Genomic DNA, 18,802 nt, shown 5'->3' with positions numbered 1-18,802 from the left:
GCGTGTGACAGAGCGGACTTTCCGTCGGCGCACTCGAAGGACAGCAAACGCCAGAATGTGAGAAACACGACATCAGAACGCTCGATCGGGAATATTCCCGCCGTCGTCTTCTATGAGACTCGCCCGCTGGAGGGTGTGGCAACACGCCCTTCGATGCTCGCCTTGGCCAGCCCCAGCCGGGAGCGGCATCCCGTCTTCGCGAAGAGCCGGGTGAGATTGTTCTCGACGGTCTTCTCACTGACCCGGATCTCGGCGGCGATCTGCCGGTTGGTCAAGCCTTTCTTAATTAGGCTGATGATCTGCAATTCGTTGTCCGTCAGAGATTCGCGGCTGGCCCGGTTGATGGGTACCGAGATTCCGATGTCCCGCATCGTCGACTTGACGGACATCCGCATCCAGCTCTCACCGAGGCGACGGGCGATGCCGTACGCCTCGACGAACCACGGCTGCGGCTCGTCCGACACCAGCCCGACGGTGATCAGGGCGCGCATGAGCTCGGGCGTGTTGCCGTGGGCGCGGGCGAGCTCAACAGCTTGGACCGCGGCCGCGTGGTCCCGTTCGACCAGCGAGCACACCGCGAGCGCGCATCCACGCAGGCCGGCGCCCCCGTGCCGCGCGTACCACCGCCGGGCTTCACGGCCGGTCGCCTGCAACGACTCCTGGCTGCCGAAGCTGCTTTCCAGGTAGGAGAGTCTGACCAGGAACGACTTCAGTCCGACGCAGTTCGCTCGATCGGCCTGGCCGGCGATCTCGTCGTAGGTCGCCCAGCCGAGTTCGATCGCACGACGAGCATCGTCGGATCGGTAGTGGATGCCGAGTTCGACCCAGCACAGCAGCGCCGGGAACGGACGTTCGACGGCAGCACGCGCGAGCCAGTTCCTGGCTCGGCCGAAGTCACCTCGGGCCGAACAGACCTCGGCGACGACGAGGCGAGCGATCGAGTGCAGACGGGTCGCCACCGGGCTCGTGACCTCGAACTGCCGGGCGGTCGAGGGAATGTCGTCCCAGTCGCCCGCGACGAACGACCGCACCAGGTGGCCGAAGAGTGCGAGCGGCCCACTGACCGGCTCGCGGTAGGTCGAGCCGGCGAACAACCGGAACAACGTCAGGACGTCGAGCTGATCCACAGCTACGTCGATCGCCTCGTCACGCCCCGCCTCGTTCGACCAGCGCTCACCGAGCGTTCCGAAGGCCGTCTCGAACTCCGCGCCGGACAACGGGCGGCGGTCCTCGAACCATCCGGTCGCAAAGTCCACCGCAGGCGTGCACCGGGGGTCACGTGCCAGCGCCGAGGCCACCTGATCCGAGAGCGGCACCCCCACGTGCACAGCGGCGAGCGCCGCGCACTCCGCCAGTTCGACTCGGAGGTGGTCGTCGAAGTTCGCCTCGGCGACCGCCGACACGACCTCGGCCAGGCACCGGTAGTTCCCGTTCTGCACCAGCAGGCGCAACAGCCGGCTCATCACCCGCTGGAACTCCGCGCTCCGACCACGGCTGTGATGCAGCGCCGCGCGATACCACCGCACCGCCGCCTCGGGGTCCACCTCCGACACGCGTTCCGCCTCACGGACGAGGATGCGAGCCGCTGCCGGATCAGCAACCAGCGCGGTGCCCGCGAACGCGATGTGATCTGCCACGGTCGCCGCTTGTGGCAGTACCGCGTTCTCGTCCCGCAGGAGGTGTACCGCGAAGTCCCGGTGCAGCGACTCGACCGCGGTAAGGCCGGCCTCGGCCCTGACGCTGGTGGCGAGCGCCGGGCAGGAAACGCTCAGCACGCCCTCCCCGTCGCAGACCAACGCACCGGCGGTGACCAGCCCGTCGACGACGCGACCGCACGCGCTGATGTCCGCACCGGTGACGGTGCAGTAGGTCATCAGGTCGTCGACGGTGAACCTGTCCATCCGCTCGACCAGGGTGAGCAACAGCATCGCGGACTCGCCCAGCCCGATGACGCACCGGACGAGGTGGTGCTCAGCGGGCAGTGCCACGGGCTCCTCTGGGTCCCGAAGGCACAGGTGATCCTCGACGGTGGAGAAGCGGCCTTTCTGCACGAGGTCCTCGAAGGTGCGCAGGACAGCGCCGGGGTTGCCACCGAGTGAGCCGAGCGCACGCTTCACCACCACCGCGACAGAGCGGTCGAAGCGCGCCTGGGTTCCGGCGAGCACCTCGTCGATCTCGTCCTCCGCCATCGGTCCCAGGTCGAGCACCTTGGCCGCCACCAGGCCGAGCACGGAAGACCGCGCCAGGACACCTTCGTCCCGACAGGCGACGACCACGGTGCACCCGGCCTGCCTCGCCGCGGCGATCGCCATGTCCGGATTCGGAGCCGCGTGGAGGTCGTCGGCGAGCACCGCTGCCGGACCGCCGCCCAGCAACCCGCGGAACAACCTGACCAGGTCGACGAACAGCGCGGAGCGCGATGCCGGCGACTCGTAGGCCTCGACGACAGCGGCGCGGTTCACTGCCGCGATGGCGGCCGCCAGACGCGCGTCGCCAATTTCATGAAATTTATTCCGAAATGCTTCTACTACGGCCTTCGCGCTGAACTGGTCCCATGGAGAGCGATCAACCGAGCAGTCCAGGCGAACAACGGTCACGCCCCGCTCTCGCCAACGCCTCTCCACTTCACCCAGAAGCGCAGTCTTTCCGCTGCCCGGCACTCCGCGCACAAGCACGAGGGAAGCACTTCCCGCATATGCGTCCAGAGCAACGAGCTCGGAGCGGCGACCGACCAAAACGCCACGCCCCCTGGACATCCTCTGCCTCCACAACGTCGAGTCCCGCCTGCTTTTGCGCAGCGCTCCCTCCATGAGGGTGACACGCTCGACAGGCCCATCAGTCTTGCCCTTTTTGTCACTGTGGGCGACTTGAGCCCGCAGGAACAACTCTTTCAGGGGAGTTTCCTTCAGGAGACCCGCCGAATTGGACATGGTGCCCAAAGACCCCTGACGCGTCCGGACGCGAATAGAGCCGCACGACACCTCGAACAGCTCACCACCTGCATGAACGCGCACCGTACATCCTGAGTTCAACGTGCGCCCACATGCACTGAGCCGCATATCGTCCGCACGCCTGGACGCTCCGCGCTTAACACACACTTAGGCTTTGCGGCATTGACACGGCGCCCTCATCGACCTCATCCACATTCCACCTCGGGAACTTGAACGATGTAGTAGCCTCCGCACGCGGACGGCGCCGTCCACCGATTCGCGGAAACCACGCCGCACTCCACGGAAGAAACCGAACGGGTGACGACCGCCCTCTACCGTGGGACCGGCAATGGATCGCCTGAAGCGGACGGGCTGTGAGGCCCCCGATGCTGACACCCCCTGTTCGCCACCATTGCTCCTCCTCAGGGCCTGGCCGCCGTCCAGGCCCTGAGGACCCTCTCGAAGAACGACCTCGTCCACAGTCACTTCCGACCGGACCGATTCAGCGGATCGAGCTCCGGACCGGGTCTCGCGGCGAGGTCTTTATCTCTGAGCGAAACGTTGACGAGCTGCGGCCAGATCGCCGCCGCCACGTCCCGAGCGGCGCCAGGACAGCCGTGCCGCAGCCAATAGGCGATGCTGCCGAGCACGGCTCCCGCGAGCACGGCGTCGAGAGGGTCGTGCGGGTCCCCGGCCGGCCCGGCACTCCCGAACCGAAGGGCCTCGCGCCTGCGACACGCCGCGCCGACCATGCGATCCAGCAGATGGTTGATCACCCGCGCGCTACCGTCCGGTCCCAGCAGCGTGCGGTAAAGATGCGAGTGCTCCGCGACGTGCACGAACATCCTCGACAGGGACTCGAACGCGGCGCCCGCCCCGGAGCCGAACTCCTCACCGAGCAACGGAGCGTCCGCCAACAGCTCGTCGAACGTCGCGGTACACGCGGACGCGGCCAGCTCGTCCAGATCCGCGTAGTGGTCGTAGAACGTCGAGCGGTTCACCTCGGCCAGCTTGGTCACGTCCGAGATCGAGATGCGCCCCAGCTCACGTTCCTCGACAAGGTGCCGGAGCGCGACTTCGAGGGCGGCGCGAGATCGGCGCGAGCGAGGGTCCATCTGGCGTGCTGTCACCCCACAAGTGTAGGCTAACCGACAACTGTTGGATACCCGACAAATGTCGTTTAGGTTCCGTGAGGTCAGGAGTGCACATGTCGTTCCTCAGCAAGCCCTGGGCAGCCGCCACAGTCGCGCGCGGCATGCAGTGGCTGATGCCGCTGGGATCGAGCTTCATGAGGCTCAAGGCGAAGTCCGTCTTCCCCGAGCACCCCGGCAACCGGACCAAGATCACCATCCCGACCTCGATCGCCCCGGCCCGTGCCGTCGTGTACCGGCCCGCCGAGGAGGTCCTGAACCCGCCTGTCTACGTCAACTTCCACGGCGGCGGCTTCGTCATGCGAGGCATCGAGCTCGACGACCCGCTCTGCCGGTTCCTCGCTGCCGAAGCCGGTGTCGTCGTCATCAACGTCGACTACGCGGTCGCGCCGAAGCACAAGTTCCCCGACCCGATCCGCCAGGCGTACGAGACCGTCCGCTGGATCGCCGCGCACAGCTCGGAACACGGCTGGGACGGCAGCCGCCTCGCGGTCGGCGGCCAGAGCGCTGGTGGAGCGATCGCTGCGGGTGTGGCCCGCCTCGCGTGGGAACTGGGCGGGCCGCGGTTGTCGCTGCAGGTGCTGCACTACCCGCCGCTGGACCTGACGACGCCCGCCAGGAACAAGGGCTCGATCATCACCAAGCCCATGTTGAGCCCGTGGATGGGTGACGTCTTCGACAACGCCTACGCCCCCGACGCGGACTCCCGCTCCGACCGTCTTGCCTCTCCGGCGGCCGACACCGACACGACCGACCTCCGGGGCATCGCTCCGTGCCTGGTGATCACGGCCGAACACGACCGGCTCCACAACGAGGGCAGGCGCTACGCGGAACGGCTGAAGCGAGTCGGCGCGCTGCTCGAACACCGCACGGTGCTGGGAGCGGACCACGCCTACGACATGAGCGATCGAGAGACCGCGCGCACCATCTACACCCTGATCGCGAGCCACGTCAGGAGGAGCACCTCCCCCACTGCCGGCCTGCGCTTCGACGGCACCGAGACCACCGTCATGGAACCGGTGCAGGTGACACCGAAGGACCCCCGCCGCTGACCTCTCGGGTTCCCTCCGCAGAAGTCCTGCCCGCCCACCTTCCCGGCAGGCGACCACCCGTTCGTGCGACCTGCCCTGCGGCTGAGCGGCAGCAGGACACGGCCGGGCCCACAATGCTCTTCGGCCATCAACGAAGGAGATCGCGCCGATGAGCAGGAACAGGGCAGCACGATGCCTGATGGCGGCAGTGGGTGTGCTGGCGATGATGACCATCGCCGGCCCGTCCGCATAGGCGTCCTACATGCACAACATCATCATCGACGGGGAATCCCTGCCCTACGGCACCCACAGCGTCGCGGTGTGGTGGCCCGACGACAAGAAGAACCCCAGCACCTGCATCGAGAACATCAGCGGACGGCCGGCGAACATCGACACGGGAATCCTCTTCCCCTCGGACGCGAGAATGTCCTTCTGGGCTGAAACGGGGTCAACGTGCTGGAACGGCGCCGCGTTCAAGTGTCTGTGCGGCGTGGTCCTCCGCGACAGCGACCCCATGAACTACCGGGTCAGGATCTCGCCTCCACGATGACCGCGTTCCTGGGTCCTCGGTTTCCCGCACGCCCGTGAACGGCCGGGTTGCCGAGTGAAGGTCCACGATCATGAAAACGTTCTCCTTCACGGAGGAAAACCCCGGATTCCTTCTCCTGGCCTGATCAGGCACGGCGCTCGTCCGCTCGCTCGACCTAGTCTTCGGCGGTCCCGGTCCACTCGGGACGGTCCGGCTTCGAGCAAGTCAGAAGGAGACAGCGTCCATGCGCAGCAGGAAGGCAGTACGAGGGCTCGTCATGGCCGCGGGGTTGCTCGCGACGATGGCCATCGGGAGCCCGTCCGCATCGGCGTCCTACATGCACAACATCATCATCGACGGGGAATCCCTGCCCTACGGCACCCACAGCGTCTCGTTGTGGTGGCCCGAAGACCGGCAACCCAGCGCCTGCGTCGACAACCTCAGCGGGCGGAAGGACCGGAACACCGGCATCCTCATCCCGTCGGACGTGAGGTTCACGTTCGTGGCGGACACGAGCACGGGATGCTTCGGCGGCAAGCGGATCAAGTGCCTGTGCGGCGTGACTCTCCGCGACAGCGACCCCGAGGGCTACCTGGTCAGGTTCTCGCCTCCCCGGTGATCAAGCCTCGTGAGCACGGCCGTGGTGGTCGTCCTCTTCTGGAGTGCGGCAGAGGCCCGGCGGCAGTCGTGCCGCCCGGGCCTCTGCCGCATCAGAACTTCCTCCACTCCCCGTCTTCGACGTACGTGACCGTTCGGCCGAATCCTGTCTGCGTCACCACGGTCCACGTCGGCGCGAACACCTGATGCGCGTGTCCGAGCCGGCCCAGCGCCGATCTGAATGAGGCGGCCACGCCGTCCGATGCGCTCCGCTCTCCTGTGGAGCATGCCATCAGCACAACGGCCTCCGGGGCGCGTTCGGCCAACGCCTCCCTGAACGGACGCAGGTCGTGCAGCAGCCGTGCGAGCGTGGCGCCGTCAACGGCGACCTCCCGCCCGTCCGCCAGTTCGATCTCCACCGCCGCATGGTTGCCGTGTGCCTTGACGAAGAAGGCGTTGTCCGGCCACGGGTCCCGCACGCCTCGGTCCCCGTCGGCCGGGGAGGTGGGCGTCCTGCTCCTGGGCAGCACCAGGGCTGCCTTCAAGTCGGTCCTCAAGTCATCTCCGCTGGTGAAGGTGACTCCGCGCAGCACTCCGTCGCTGCTCTCCATGCGCCGCACCATCACCTCGGACGTGGAGAACCGGACGGGGTCGCCGAACCGCCCCGCGACTCCGGACAGTTCCTGCCCCGAAACGGACTCGGGCACCGGAAGGACGCGCCAGGTGCCACCGGCGTCCAGCACCGTGTCAGCGCTCTGCCCGAAGACCGGTACCCGCAACCGCACGCCTGTCGTCGGCGCCATCACGTGCCTGCGGAGGCCGAGCTCCGCGAGCGCCCTCGCGAAGTCGTGCCCCGCCCCGCCACGTCCCGGCACCTCACCCGCACGATCGGTCAGCAGCACCACCTCGCCCGCCGGCGCGTGGGTCGCCGCCTGCCGGAAGACGTCCAGCCCCGCCACCACCTCGGCGAGGTTCCGACCGTCGACGAGCACGTCTGTTCCGTCTGTGAGCTTGATGGCGAACGAGTCGGCACCACCGGGTGCCGCGATGAAAAGAGCGTTGTCGTGCCACGGTGCCTTCACGCGGCTTGCTTCGTCAGAACGCGAACGTCCCTCACCGTCAGGGTCGACGTAGGTGGAATCGCGGTGCAGCCACGACCTCCTCGCCCATCGTTCAGCGCGAGCCTGGTCGCCAGAGGGCCCGAACGCCAGTCCGATCTGCCTGCTGCGGTCGGACAGCACCGTGAAGCGGACATCACTCGGCTCGAACCGGCGCAAAGCACCGGAGTGATCGAGGCCGAATGGCGACCGCGGCGCCGAACCGGGCAGCCGCCGCCAGCCACCAGGCGCCACGAGCGCGGAAGCCTCCCGGTGCAGGGCCGCGGCTCCATCGTCTGCGGTGAAGACCGCGAGGTCCTCACCGACCTCCTGGCGCAGAGCCCGCGCGAACTCCGGCGTTCCTCCAGCCAGGCGCCCACGGTCCTCGACCACGCCGGACGTCAGCAACAGCACCGAGTCAGGTCGCCCGGTCGCCGCGGGGAACACCGACGACCGGGCGAGCACGCGGGCGAACGCGGGCGCTTCCAGCTCCACATCACGTCCGCCGGTCAGCCGGACGGCGAACCGGCCTTCGGCCAGAGCAGCGGCCCGCACGACGAACTGCCGCCCTCGCGACGTCGACGCCCCGTCGACGAGTCCGCTCTCGGTGCCCCGGCCAACACCCTGATCGACCGGTGGATGCTGACCGACCGGGAAAGCAGCCCCTGCCACCAGACCGTTCCGCACCAGGGCAGTCGCCTGGACGCCCTCCGGCCGGAACGCCACGTTCTCCCCCGCCGCGCGGTCGTACCCCACCAGGTCGGCCGGTCCTGACGAGAACACCCGCCAGCCACCCCCGTTCGCGACCCCGGTGCCCCACTGGCCGGACGCGTACCCGCGCAGGAACAGCACGTCGGTCGGCGAGATCACCGGCTGCCGGTAGCCGAACTCGCCAAGCGCCCGCTGGAACTCATAGGCCGCACCGCCGCGATCGGCCACCTGTCCCGCGTGGCAGACCAGCAGCACGACCGCATCCGGTCCGGTCTGGTCGATCGCGCCGCGGAAGACGCGGAGGTCGTGGACGAGCCTCGCGAACGCGGTTCCGCCGAGCCTGATCGTCGTGCCATCGGTGAGGTTCACCTCGAAGTGGCCGGGCTTGCCGTGCGCGGACACGAAGAACGAGTTGTCCGGCCACGGCACCCGGACCGCCTCGTGCCGCCCCTCTCGAACCGCCCGCTCGTACTGCGCGTCCTTGTGCACCCCTGCCGGCATCAGGTTCGTGAACCTCGAGGGTTTTCCCGTGAGCACGGTCACGTCCGTCTTCAGGTCGGTGCCCGTGGTGAAGCTGACTCCCACCGCGCGACCGTCCTTTTCGAACAGTTCGACCCGCACATCGGACGTGCGGAAGGCGACGGGATTGCGGCTGACACCCGTCAGCGGAAGGTTCTCGACGACGCGTGCGGCAGCGGTGGCCTCGCCGGGGCGTCCTGCCTGTCCGGAGCCACCCGACCTCGTTCCGAGCGGTGTCGTCCCGGCCACCCGGTCACCGGCGGAGGGCACCGCGTTCTCGGCGGGGAACCGCCGCCACACGCCACCACCCATCACCGCGCTGGCGGCCGGCACCGTGCCGAGGAGGCGCACCTTGTGCGAGCCGGCGAACACCGGCTGGCCGTAGCCGAACCGTTCCGCCAGCACCGCCTGGAGGTCGTGCGCCGCGCCGCCCGGCCCGTCGATCGCTCCCACGCGACACATGAGCAGGGTCAACGCGTCCCTCCGCTCGCGCGCCATCGCGGCGTGGAAGAACCGCACGTCGCCGAGCAACCGCGCGAAGTCGGCTCCGGTCACCGCGAGCCTGGGGCCGCTCACGAGGTTGATCTCGATGAGCTTCTCCTCGCCGTGCGCGGCGAGGTAGAAGGTGCGATCGGGCCAGGGTGTGGGTATCTCGGTCCGCGCGTTCGGGTCGTCCGGTACCGAGGGACCGGCGTCACCCCGGTCCTGCGCGAGGTAGGTCACGGCGGCCTTGTCGTTGCGGCCCCACCACCAGTCGAAGACCAGGTCCGACCCAGTGGTGAAGGAAGCGCCGATCACGCTCCCCCTGTGGTACAGCGCCGAGATCTCGACCTCAGACGATCGGAACGGCCGCAGCTCGCCACGCGAGTCGACGCCGTACAACTCGACGTTCTCGGCCACGGTGGGACGGGTGAACGACCGCCAGGCCACCTCCTTGCCGGCGAGCTGGTCGAAGGCGAACCGGCTGAGCGGGTGCACCGGTGCAATCACAGGTTGCCTCCGGCCGAACTCGCCGGACAGCGCGGCCTGGAAGTCCTGCGCGAGCCCGCCTCGGCCGAGGTCCGCACCCGATCGGGATGCGAGCAGCACGAACCCCCAGGGAGTGCTCCGTTCCATCGCGTCCCGGAAGAACCGCAGGTCCTCCAGCACCACTGCGAGGGTCCGGCCGTCCACCGCCACCGTCGTGCCGTCGATCAGCGACAGGTGCGCGTGCTGCGTGGTGCCGGCCACCGAGACGAGATGGCTGCCGCGCTGCCACGGCCCGGAGGCGTCACCTTCGTTCGTGGCCCGTGCCGAAGTCAGCTCGTACCAGCGCTCGTACCCGGTTTTGAACGTCACGCCGACGATCTGCCCACCCCGGTCCAGTGGGCCGACCACCACCTCCGAGGACCGGAAGTGCACCTCCGAGCTCAGACCTGGGTTCTGCGCGTGCAACACCAGATCACCCGACACGGTCTGGACCTCGAACATCCGCCAGCCGCCACCGTCCTCGACCGCCGTCGCCGCGGCGCGGTCGGCCACGAAGACGAACGTGTCCATCCGGCCCGTCGGGGCGATCACCGGCTGCCGGATCCCGTAGTCGCCGGACAGGGTGTCCTGCAGGTCGGCGGCGAGCCCGCCCAGGCCGGGCCTGTTCCCCGACTGCGACACCAGCAGCGCGAACTGCTCGGGGCGGTCCGCGTCCAGGACGGCCCGGAAGAACCGCAGGTCGGTGAGCAGCCTCACCACGGCTTGGCCCTCCAGCCGCACCGAGGTCCCGTCGACCAGGCGGACCACGATCGTCTCCCCGGCTCCGAACGGCCCCGAGACGACGAAGGTGGACCTCGGCCAGGACACCTCGATGGGGACCGGCTCGACGTTCAGGTCATCCGCCAGCAGGTAGTGCTCCGGCGTCTCCGCCTTGGAGGTCCAAGACTGGGCATGATCTCGCTCGGATCCCGTCCAGAACGTCGCGCCGACGACCGAGCCGTCCCGGACCAGCGGAGCGACGTCCACCTGCGAGGAGCGGAGCACGACCACGTCATCGGTCCTGTGACGCATCCCGCTCAGCACCGCGTCACCCAGCACGGCCGGACGGGAGAACGTCCGCCAGCCGCCGTCTCCGGGCTTCGTCCCGACCGGCGCAAGCACCCGCTGCCGGTGCCCGAAGACCTCCGCCAGGTGTGCTTGGAGGTCCCTCGCCACGCCACCGGGACCGGACAGCAGCGCCGATCGGGAGACCAGCAACCCCAGTTCCGCGGGCCGCACGATCCCGACGCCCGCCTGAAAGGGCCGCAGACCGACCAGCAGCTGTCCGAAGGTCCGCCCGTTCAACGCGACCTCGGTACCGTCCAAGAGCCGGACGACCACCTCGTGCTCGTCTCCGCGAGCCGCGATGAGGAACGCGTCGCGCGCAGGTCCGGTCACGACGGCATCACCGGCAACGGGTTCGGTGGACCACTCGCGATGAGCAGATCCGTCTGCCTGAACCCAGCTCGACGCGCTCTCGCCGTCGGCTTCGGTCAAGAAGGTCATTCCGACGCCACGACCGTCCCGCTCCAGCGGGCCGACCGAGACATCGGACGCGCGGAACGGCCGCAACCCCCCGCCCGGCCTGACCTGGCCGGACAGCGTCAGGTCCCCAGCCGAACGCGACGTGGACGGCGAAGCCCCCAGGCCGGCCTTGCGGGCCAGGCTCTCGTAGGCCTGCCGGGCAGCCGGCCGGTCGATGCTCGCCGGGGGTGGGCCGTCGAACCCTCCCACCGACGCTGGTTCACCGCTGCCCGCGGAGTGCCGCCACCACCCGCCACCGTCCACCACGGCGGTCACGGCCTCACCACGCTGGAACGCCAGCCAGAGGTCCCGGCTGGGCGAGTACACCGGTCGCGAGTACCCCACGAGCTCGCTCAACGCCCGCTGGAAGTCGTGTGCCACCCCGCCAGGGCCCACCGGCGTCGCCGCCTGGCACACCAGCATGACCAGGGCGTCCGGCTTCGTGGTCCGCAGTGAGGTGGTGACGAACGACAACTCGGAGAGGACGCCGGCGAACGTGGTCCCGTCGACCTTGAGCCGGGTGCCGTCCGTGAGGAGGATGTCGGCCGAGCGGCCGTCGCCATGCGCGGCGAGGTAGAAGGCGTTGTCCGGCCACGGCGTGGGCCGACGCGTCGTGGCGGTCGTGTCGTCCAACAGGGCGCGGTCGTACTCACCGGTCAGGTGGTGTGCCTCGCCGGACTGGTGAGCCGCGGCCCACTGGCGGTCGACACGCAGGTCGGCGCCAGACGTGAAGCTGGCACCGATGACCCGTCCCTGCCGCTCCAGCAGTGCGACCTCCACCTCGGAGACGCGGAACGTGCGGCTGCCGGCACCGTCGGCGAGGACGCCCGTCAAGGTGAGCTCGTCGCCCGCGCCTCGCGCCGCTGTGCCGGCGAGATACCGGCCGATCTCCGTCGGCGTCGAAGCGCTGGGCGCCGCCGACCGCCGCCACCCGTGGTCCAGGTACAGGGCCTCCCACGGCGGCGGGAAGCTCCGCCACCTGCCGCCGTTCTCCACGGCGGTGGCCGCCGTCTCGTCGCCGGCCGTCAACGTCCCGACCACCGATTCGGTCGCGGCGTAGACCGGCTGCCGGTATTCGAAGTTCCGCGCCAGCGTCGCTTGGAAGTCACGGGCGACACCACCGCGTCCCTCGATCGCACCCGCGTGGCAGACGATCATCGTGATCGCGCTCGGCTCGGCGGCGCGCATCGCGGTGTGGAAGAACCGCACGTCTGCCAGCAGCCGGGCGAAGACCGCGCCTCCCACGACGACCTCGGTGCCGTCGGCGAGGTTCACCGCGACGCCGTCCGGCAGCCCGTGCGTGGTGACGTAGAAGGTCTCCGCGGGCCACGGCCTCGGCACGGCGACCCGCAGGCTGTCGTCGTCCAGCACCGCCAGCGACGTCAGCGACGCCTCGCCGTGGAAGAGGTAAGTGCGGGTGTCCTGCTCCGCTCGAGTCCAGCGCTGGTCGAAGTGCAGGTCCGGGCCGATGTTGAAGGTGGCGCCGACGACCTTGCCCGCGTGTTCCATGGGCGCCACGTCGACCTCCGACGAGCGGAAGCTGACCATGGCTCCGGTTTCACCGTCGGTACCCCAGAGCATCACGTCACCGACCACCGTCGGCAGGTGGTGGGTGTGCCAGGCTCCGGTGACCGAGACCGCCGCCATGCCGTCGTCGAGCACGACCTTGTCGACCCGCCGCGGCTGCCCGAGAACCGGCTGCGGGTAACCGAGCTCGTCCGCCAGCACGGCCTGGAAGTCGTGGGCCAGCCCGCCAGGTCCGTTCTTCGCGGACGAGCGCGAGATCAGCAGTGCGAGCACGTCCGCGTCGCCGGCCCGCACCGCTGACCGGAAGAACCTCGTGTCGTGCACCAACCTGGCGAGGTCAGCACCGTTGACGACCACGATGCGGTCCTTCACCGAGACGAGTGCGTTGCCGGGTGAGGGGGCGCTGGGAGCGGACACGAGGAAGGTCGAATCCGGCCACAGCCTCTCCTCTGAGACCACCGCGCCGCCGGTTTCCTGACGCAGCTGGTGGTCCGACTGCTCGACCGCCGCCCAGGCCAGATCGGCGTCGCGACGCTCGCCGGGCCAGAAAGTGGCGCCGAGGACGTGCCCGTTCCGATCCAGCCGTGCGACCTCGACCTCCGACGAGCGAAACACCAGTGCTTCCCCGGTGCGCGCGTCGAGGCCGGGGAGCACGACGTCGTCGACGACCGGCTTCAGGTGGAAGGTGTGCCACTGGCGGCCGTCCGGGAGCACCGCCCACGCCGTGCTGTCTTGGAGGACGACGAGATCGGGCCGGCCCGACGGCGCGACGACGGGTTGTGAGTACCCGAAGTCACCCGCGAGCGTCGCCTGGAAGTCCCGCGCCAGTCCACCTGGGTACCGCATCTCGGAGGAGTGCGAAGCCAGCAACGCGAACATCTCCGGCCGTTGCTCCCGCACCGACGACCTGAAGTCCGAGAGGTCGTGCAGCAACCGGCCCAGGTTGGCACCGTCGACCGCGAATTTCTGGTCACCCCGCACCGTGATGATCGCGGTGGAGTTCGTGCCCGCCGCCACCACGAACATCGTGTTGTCCGGCCACGGACGTGTCGCGGCCTGCTCCGCGCGCGCCCAGTTCTGGTCGGCGACAAGGTTTTCGCGCTGCCGCAAGCTGATCCCCACGACCTGTTCGCCGCGGCGCAGGGTCGTGGCCTCGACCTCCGACGACCGGAACTCGCGCAGCTCGTGGGTCCGCATGTCGCGCCCCGTCAGCGACAGGTCGCCGACCACGGCCACCGTGCGCAGCGGAGCGGCCCCCGACTCCGTGCCCGGCAGTGCGGCCTGGGCCACCGCCCCGGCGCCAGACGGGTACCGCCGCCACTCACCGTGCTGGTGAGACAGGGTGCCCACCAACCTCTCAGCGGGCAACGGAGGCTGCTCGGTGAGCGTCGTGCCCGCGAACACCGGCTGTGCGTGGCCGAACTCCGACTCGAGCACCTGATAGAAGTCGTGCCCGACACCGCCCGGCCTCACCAAGTTCCCCGCGTAGCGGACCGCCAGCGCGGTCGCGTCCGGGCCGCCGAGTTCCGGTGCAGCGCGGAATGCCCGCGTGTCGTTGACCGGACGAGCGAAGGTCGCGCCGTCGCCCCGGACCGGCGTGCCACCGACGAGGCTGGCCGTGACGGCGCCTTGAGGCAAGCTGTGCGTGGTCCCGCCGGTCTTGTCCGCCTGCCCCCGCGCGACATCGAAAGCTCGGCCCGCTCCCGCCGCAAAGGTCCGCCCGACAACCTGTCCGCGCTGCGTCATCGGCACCGTCTGGACATCCGCGGACGTGAACGCAATCGCAGTCCCGTCCACGGCGTTGCGCCCTGTCACACCGATGCCCTCGACGGCAGCCCATGCGGGTGACGCACCAAGTCCCGGCACCACAGCACTCGACGCGGAGCCCGCTCTCGCCGCCTCGCCGGTCTGCGCAGGCCCAGCCAGGAACTCGGAGAGGGAGACGTGGTCGTCCACCGTCCCTCGACGCCCGCCCTCTGTCGATTCGGCGGCGAACCGATCGGCCAGCGCGCGCGGAAAGTCCCGTGCCGCACCACCCGCCGAGACCGGCTCACCGGTGACCGGCGCACTCACCGTGCGCGGCCTGTTCTCGTGCGGCCCGTCAGGTGAACCTGCACGCGCCATCGAACCCGCTACCTGATCAGCGACCGGAGGCGAACTCGTCTGTGGCATGACTCCGCGCTCTGCGGGCGCGGGGACGTCGCCCTGACGGAACGTCGTGCGGAAAGCAGGCTCGACCTCCATCGCCGTGACGCCGCCAGTCGTCGAAGGGGCGGTTCCGGACTGGCCGTGGCTGTGCACGCCTCCTGCCGCAGGAGGCTTCGGTCCATCCGTGCTGAGGTTCGGGGCGAGTGCGGTCACTGCGGGCACCACCGCACCACCGGGCCGGACGTCGCCGATGACAGCGCTCGCGACGGGCGGAACCACGGCCGGCATCGCCGACGTGTCCGGCCTCGCGCTCGCACCCTGAGGCGCGCTTCTGCCTGGCGTCGCACCACGAGCAGCAAGACTCGCGGCGGGCGTGGCCGTGCTCGTCCCCATCACCACATCCGGCCGCGCACCGTCCGCGAGGCGGCTCACGACCGACCCGGAAAGATTCGGCCGGACATCACCAGGACCGGCGCTCCCGGTAATCGCGCCCGGTATCTCCGCAGCGCCCGGCCGCGCACCGTCGGCCGAACCGACAGCCGTCCGATCGACTCCAGGCACCCCACCCGCAGCACGTCCCGCACTCGCCGTGAGCACACCGCCGGTCACGGCGTCGACGCCGCGTCCGACACCACCGCCCTCGACTGGCTGGCCGATGTGCCCGCCCTCAACGACATCCGGCGGCGCGCCAGGCGTCCCAGGTCCGGTGGGCCGGTCCCCCTCGCCCCCACTGCCGCCGGCCTGCGCCGGGACACGAGCCCGCTCCCCGCTGACGGCATCATCGCCCTCTGCCCGTCTCGTGCCAGGAGAGGCTGTCCGCGAGCCCGTCGTGTCCGGCTCATCGTGTCCCGCAACAGCTTCGACCCGCGACGACGTCAGCGCCGCGTGCTCACCGACGCCGCCTTCCCGTGTCTCCACCGGACGCCGCTGTCGATCCTCAGCCGGTTCGGACAGGACCGGTGAGGCCTGCTCGGCCGGTCCCTCCTCTGTCCGGGGCAGAGGAGGGCCACTGGCCTCCGTGCGCACTGCCTGGCGGGTGCCGATCTCGTGCTCCGGCGAAGCACCCAACGGCACAGCGGGACGGTCGAACGCCACACCGACAGGAGCACTGCTCCCGTCGGTCACCGGCATCGCGAGGCCCTTCTGGACGAACTCGGGCACCCCGATCGAGGGCAACAGGCCGAGATCACCGATGGGCTTCAGGTTCGGCATGTCGACGTGTGGCCGCTTGGCCGCGGGTCGTTTGCCCCCGCTCGGCTCGAGGGCACCGAGAACGCCTTCGGAGGCACTGCCGGGGCTCTTCGTCGCCGCCCCGATGACCGGGTTGCTCAGCGCCGCGACCGGGATCTGGAGCAGGGTGCTGCCCAGCGGGGCGAATCCGCGCACCGCCCGCGGCAGGGTGCGCCACAGATCCCGGCCCAGCTTGCCCAGAAATCCGTGGAGGCCCTCCGCCGCGCCGGAGAACGCGCCGCCGATGGCGCCGCCGATGGCGCTGCCCTTCAACGACTCGGTGTCCCAGCCGTCCCGATCTCCGTGGGCGATCTGCCATCCCTGGATGCCCGCGTCGAGGCCGACCATGAGCCCCGCGCCGACCAGGCCGCCGACCAGCCCCCTGATCGCGACTTGACGCACGATGGTGACGATGCCGGTCTGCACCAGCCGGGCGAGCAGGGTGCGCAGCACCGCGCCGATTCCCACCCTTGCCGCCGCGATGACGGCCGGGACGGCGAAGGCACCGAACAGAGACGCGAGCAGTGACGCGATCGTGGCGGCCAGGACGGCGAGCATCCCGACGATCATGATCTTGGTCTTCTCGATGTCCGCCGCCGCGGTCCGCAACATCGAGGCGTGGACGCCGGCGTTCTCCTTAAGCTGAACCGCGTTGTCGCGCAGCTGTATCGAGAGCAACTCGTTGATCTTGGCGCCCGTGTCGCCGCGGAAGGCCGGCACGAGGTTGTCCGCCGTCGCCAGCAAACCGTCCGCGAGCAGGTCCAGTTCCCCGCTGAGGACCTCCCACTCCCACGCCAGATCGCGCAGGTCCTTCTGATTCCCTTCCGGCCAGGGCATGCCGACAGTGATCTCCAGCAACTTCTGGAGACCATGCGGGAGATGCGTGACCACTTCGACTCCACTCGATGCCCGCCCGGACGCCCCTGCGCAGAAAGATCTTTGTGCACCTTTCACCCCGAAGGAGTTACGGAGGGTGTGAGCTTGACGACCCGCACGTGACCGCACCGGCAGCAGTCCGAATAGTGCGCACGTCACCAGCCGCGAGCAGAACAACCCGCACACCAACCTCGTTGCCACAAAGGAAAAGTGGCGTCGCCCGTGCCAGACGCACCTTCATCGGGCCAGCCGATCAACGCGGAATCTCAGAAGTCCGGACCCAGCGTGATCACGCACACGTGAACCGCAGCAAGGAAAGCACTCGCAGCACCCCAGAAGATCTGCGGAAATTCCTTCGCACAAAAAGGAATTCGGATCAAACCCGGCGCAGCGCGCCTATCGTCACCTGGCGCGAACCTGATGTCTGACGAAAGGGTGCCATGAGGCTCCGACGAGGCATGGCGGCTGCCGCGCTTCTCACCATCTGCGGGATGACAGCCGGATGCGCCCCGAGTTCACCCACCGATGAGGGACATCGCCTGCGCGTCGTCCTCCCGTCGCCGGAGCAGCCGGAGCGGGATGGCCCCAGAGCTCTCACCCGGCTCGGCGTCGCGGAAACCCTGACGAGGCTCGATCAGAACCAGCAGGCGCAACCTCTGCTCGCCCTGGACTGGGTGAAGCAACTCGACCGGCAGTGGCGCATCCGCCTCCGCGAGAACGTCATGTTCCACGACGGGCTGAGGTTCACGGCCGACGCGGTCGCGCTCGCGCTCAACCACGCGGCGCGGTCGAACCCTCCCCTCCCCGCGCTCAGAAACGTGAACATCACCGCCAGCGCGATCAGCACGAACGAACTTCTGATCACCACGGACAGACCCGACCCGGCGTTCCTCGAACGGCTTTCCTCCGCGAGCCTCGCCATCCTCTCCCCCGCCTTCTACCGAGGCGGCGGAGCCAAGGCAGCGGGTACCGGACCGTTCAAGGTCGTCGGCGAACGCCCCGGCGACCGGCTTCGGCTCGACGCGTTCAGCTCCTACTGGAACGAGAAGCCGGCACTGTCCGGAGTGGACGTCCGGTTCCTGCCGGTGGGAACGGCCAGGATGGCGGCGTTGCGGCAGGGCGACGCGGACGTCGCCACCGACCTGCCGATCTCGGAACTGCGAGGCGACGGGCTGCAGGAGGTCCCGCTCCCGCGGACCACGTCTCTCTACCTCAACACGGCCAAGGCACCGTTCTCGAACGCGGCGTTGCGAGCGGTCGTGTCCGGCGCGGTCGATCGGGAGAAACTGGTGCGCGCCATCTACCAGGGGCACGCAGACGTCGCGCGGACCATGCGCCGGCACGACGTCACCGCCCCCGTGCCGCCCCAGGGAAGCGGCGCGGGGCAGACGATCCTGCTCGCCGGCCCCAGCGACCGTCCCGAACTGGTCGACACCGCGCTCTCCGTCGCCGAGTCGCTGCGCGCCAAAGGCTTCCTGGTCGAACAGGTAGTGAAGCCGTACCGCGAACTCGAACCCGACCTGCTCGCCGGAAAGTTCGACGCAGCGGTCCTGTCTCGCTCGTACCTGCCGGAAACCGGTGATCCCGTCGCCTACTTCGCCTCGGACTTCAAGTGTTCAGGCGGCTACAACTTCACCCGCCTGTGCGATCCGGCAGTGGACTCGGCGATCTCGAAGGCCACCGGCGCACCTGACCGGGCGCTGGCGGCGGACGGGGTCGAGTCGGTGGTGCTGGCATCGGGGGCGATCATCCCGCTGGTGCACGAGCGGGGGTTCTTCGGCCACAGCGACCGGGTGACCGGCCTGGGGGCGGATCCCCTGGAGCGCGAACTGATCACTTCGTCGACGGGACGGAAGTGAGAGAACGCGGCTGCGAGGGGGTGATGCGGTGCGGTTCGCCCGGCAGTGCGGGGATCCGGTTCAAC

7 protein-coding genes are annotated in these 18,802 nt (G+C 69.3%); 4 read left to right on the top strand and 3 right to left on the bottom strand.

Annotated features, from left to right (window positions below; all coding sequences use genetic code 11):
- Positions 1-110: 110 nt before the first annotated feature.
- Both JNUCC0626_RS48165 and JNUCC0626_RS48160 read right to left on the bottom strand, forming a co-directional pair.
- Positions 111-2,756, bottom strand: coding sequence for a helix-turn-helix transcriptional regulator (locus JNUCC0626_RS48165; protein ID WP_394617300.1), 2,646 nt, complete (start codon positions 2,754-2,756; stop codon positions 111-113).
- A 656-nt stretch (positions 2,757-3,412) separates the two neighbouring features.
- On the bottom strand, positions 3,413-4,060 hold the full coding sequence (locus tag JNUCC0626_RS48160) for a TetR/AcrR family transcriptional regulator (protein ID WP_394617299.1): 648 nt from the start codon (positions 4,058-4,060) through the stop codon (positions 3,413-3,415).
- 77 nt (positions 4,061-4,137) lie between these two features.
- Here JNUCC0626_RS48160 and JNUCC0626_RS48155 point away from each other — a divergent pair, with 77 nt between their 5' ends.
- The 3 genes from JNUCC0626_RS48155 (at position 4,138) to JNUCC0626_RS48145 (ending at position 6,260) form a co-directional block, all read left to right on the top strand.
- Positions 4,138-5,133: an alpha/beta hydrolase gene (locus JNUCC0626_RS48155; RefSeq protein ID WP_394617298.1), complete on the top strand. Its 996-nt coding sequence runs from the start codon at positions 4,138-4,140 to the stop codon at positions 5,131-5,133.
- A 241-nt stretch (positions 5,134-5,374) separates the two neighbouring features.
- Positions 5,375-5,662: a hypothetical protein gene (locus tag JNUCC0626_RS48150; RefSeq protein ID WP_394617297.1), complete on the top strand. Its 288-nt coding sequence runs from the start codon at positions 5,375-5,377 to the stop codon at positions 5,660-5,662.
- Between the two features lie 223 nt (positions 5,663-5,885).
- Positions 5,886-6,260, top strand: a complete 375-nt coding sequence (locus JNUCC0626_RS48145; RefSeq protein WP_394617296.1) for a hypothetical protein — start codon at positions 5,886-5,888, stop codon at positions 6,258-6,260.
- Between the two features lie 91 nt (positions 6,261-6,351).
- On the opposite strand, the gene JNUCC0626_RS48140 is transcribed toward JNUCC0626_RS48145, so the two are convergent.
- On the bottom strand, positions 6,352-16,893 hold the full coding sequence (locus tag JNUCC0626_RS48140; RefSeq protein WP_394617295.1) for a hypothetical protein: 10,542 nt from the start codon (positions 16,891-16,893) through the stop codon (positions 6,352-6,354).
- 476 nt (positions 16,894-17,369) lie between these two features.
- Between JNUCC0626_RS48140 and JNUCC0626_RS48135 the strand changes: the two genes are divergently transcribed.
- Positions 17,370-18,737, top strand: coding sequence for an ABC transporter substrate-binding protein (locus JNUCC0626_RS48135; RefSeq protein ID WP_394617294.1), 1,368 nt, complete (start codon positions 17,370-17,372; stop codon positions 18,735-18,737).
- Positions 18,738-18,802: the final 65 nt, after the last annotated feature.

It is taken from the genome of Lentzea sp. JNUCC 0626 (assembly GCF_043632865.1).
In the GTDB taxonomy this organism is placed as follows: Bacteria; Actinomycetota; Actinomycetes; order Mycobacteriales; family Pseudonocardiaceae; genus Lentzea.
Note: the sequence above shows the minus strand (reverse complement) of the source record. Positions and strands in the feature narration are given on the sequence as shown.

What these genes read in the sequence shown, in the direction of transcription:
- JNUCC0626_RS48165 (WP_394617300.1), bottom strand. Translation starts at nt 2,756, where the DNA reads ATGTCCAGGGGGCGTGGCGTTTTGGTCGGTCGCCGCTCCGAGCTCGTT.
- JNUCC0626_RS48155 (WP_394617298.1), top strand. Translation starts at nt 4,138, where the DNA reads ATGTCGTTCCTCAGCAAGCCCTGGGCAGCCGCCACAGTCGCGCGCGGC.
- JNUCC0626_RS48150 (WP_394617297.1), top strand. Translation starts at nt 5,375, where the DNA reads ATGCACAACATCATCATCGACGGGGAATCCCTGCCCTACGGCACCCAC.
- JNUCC0626_RS48145 (WP_394617296.1), top strand. Translation starts at nt 5,886, where the DNA reads ATGCGCAGCAGGAAGGCAGTACGAGGGCTCGTCATGGCCGCGGGGTTG.
- JNUCC0626_RS48135 (WP_394617294.1), top strand. Translation starts at nt 17,370, where the DNA reads ATGACAGCCGGATGCGCCCCGAGTTCACCCACCGATGAGGGACATCGC.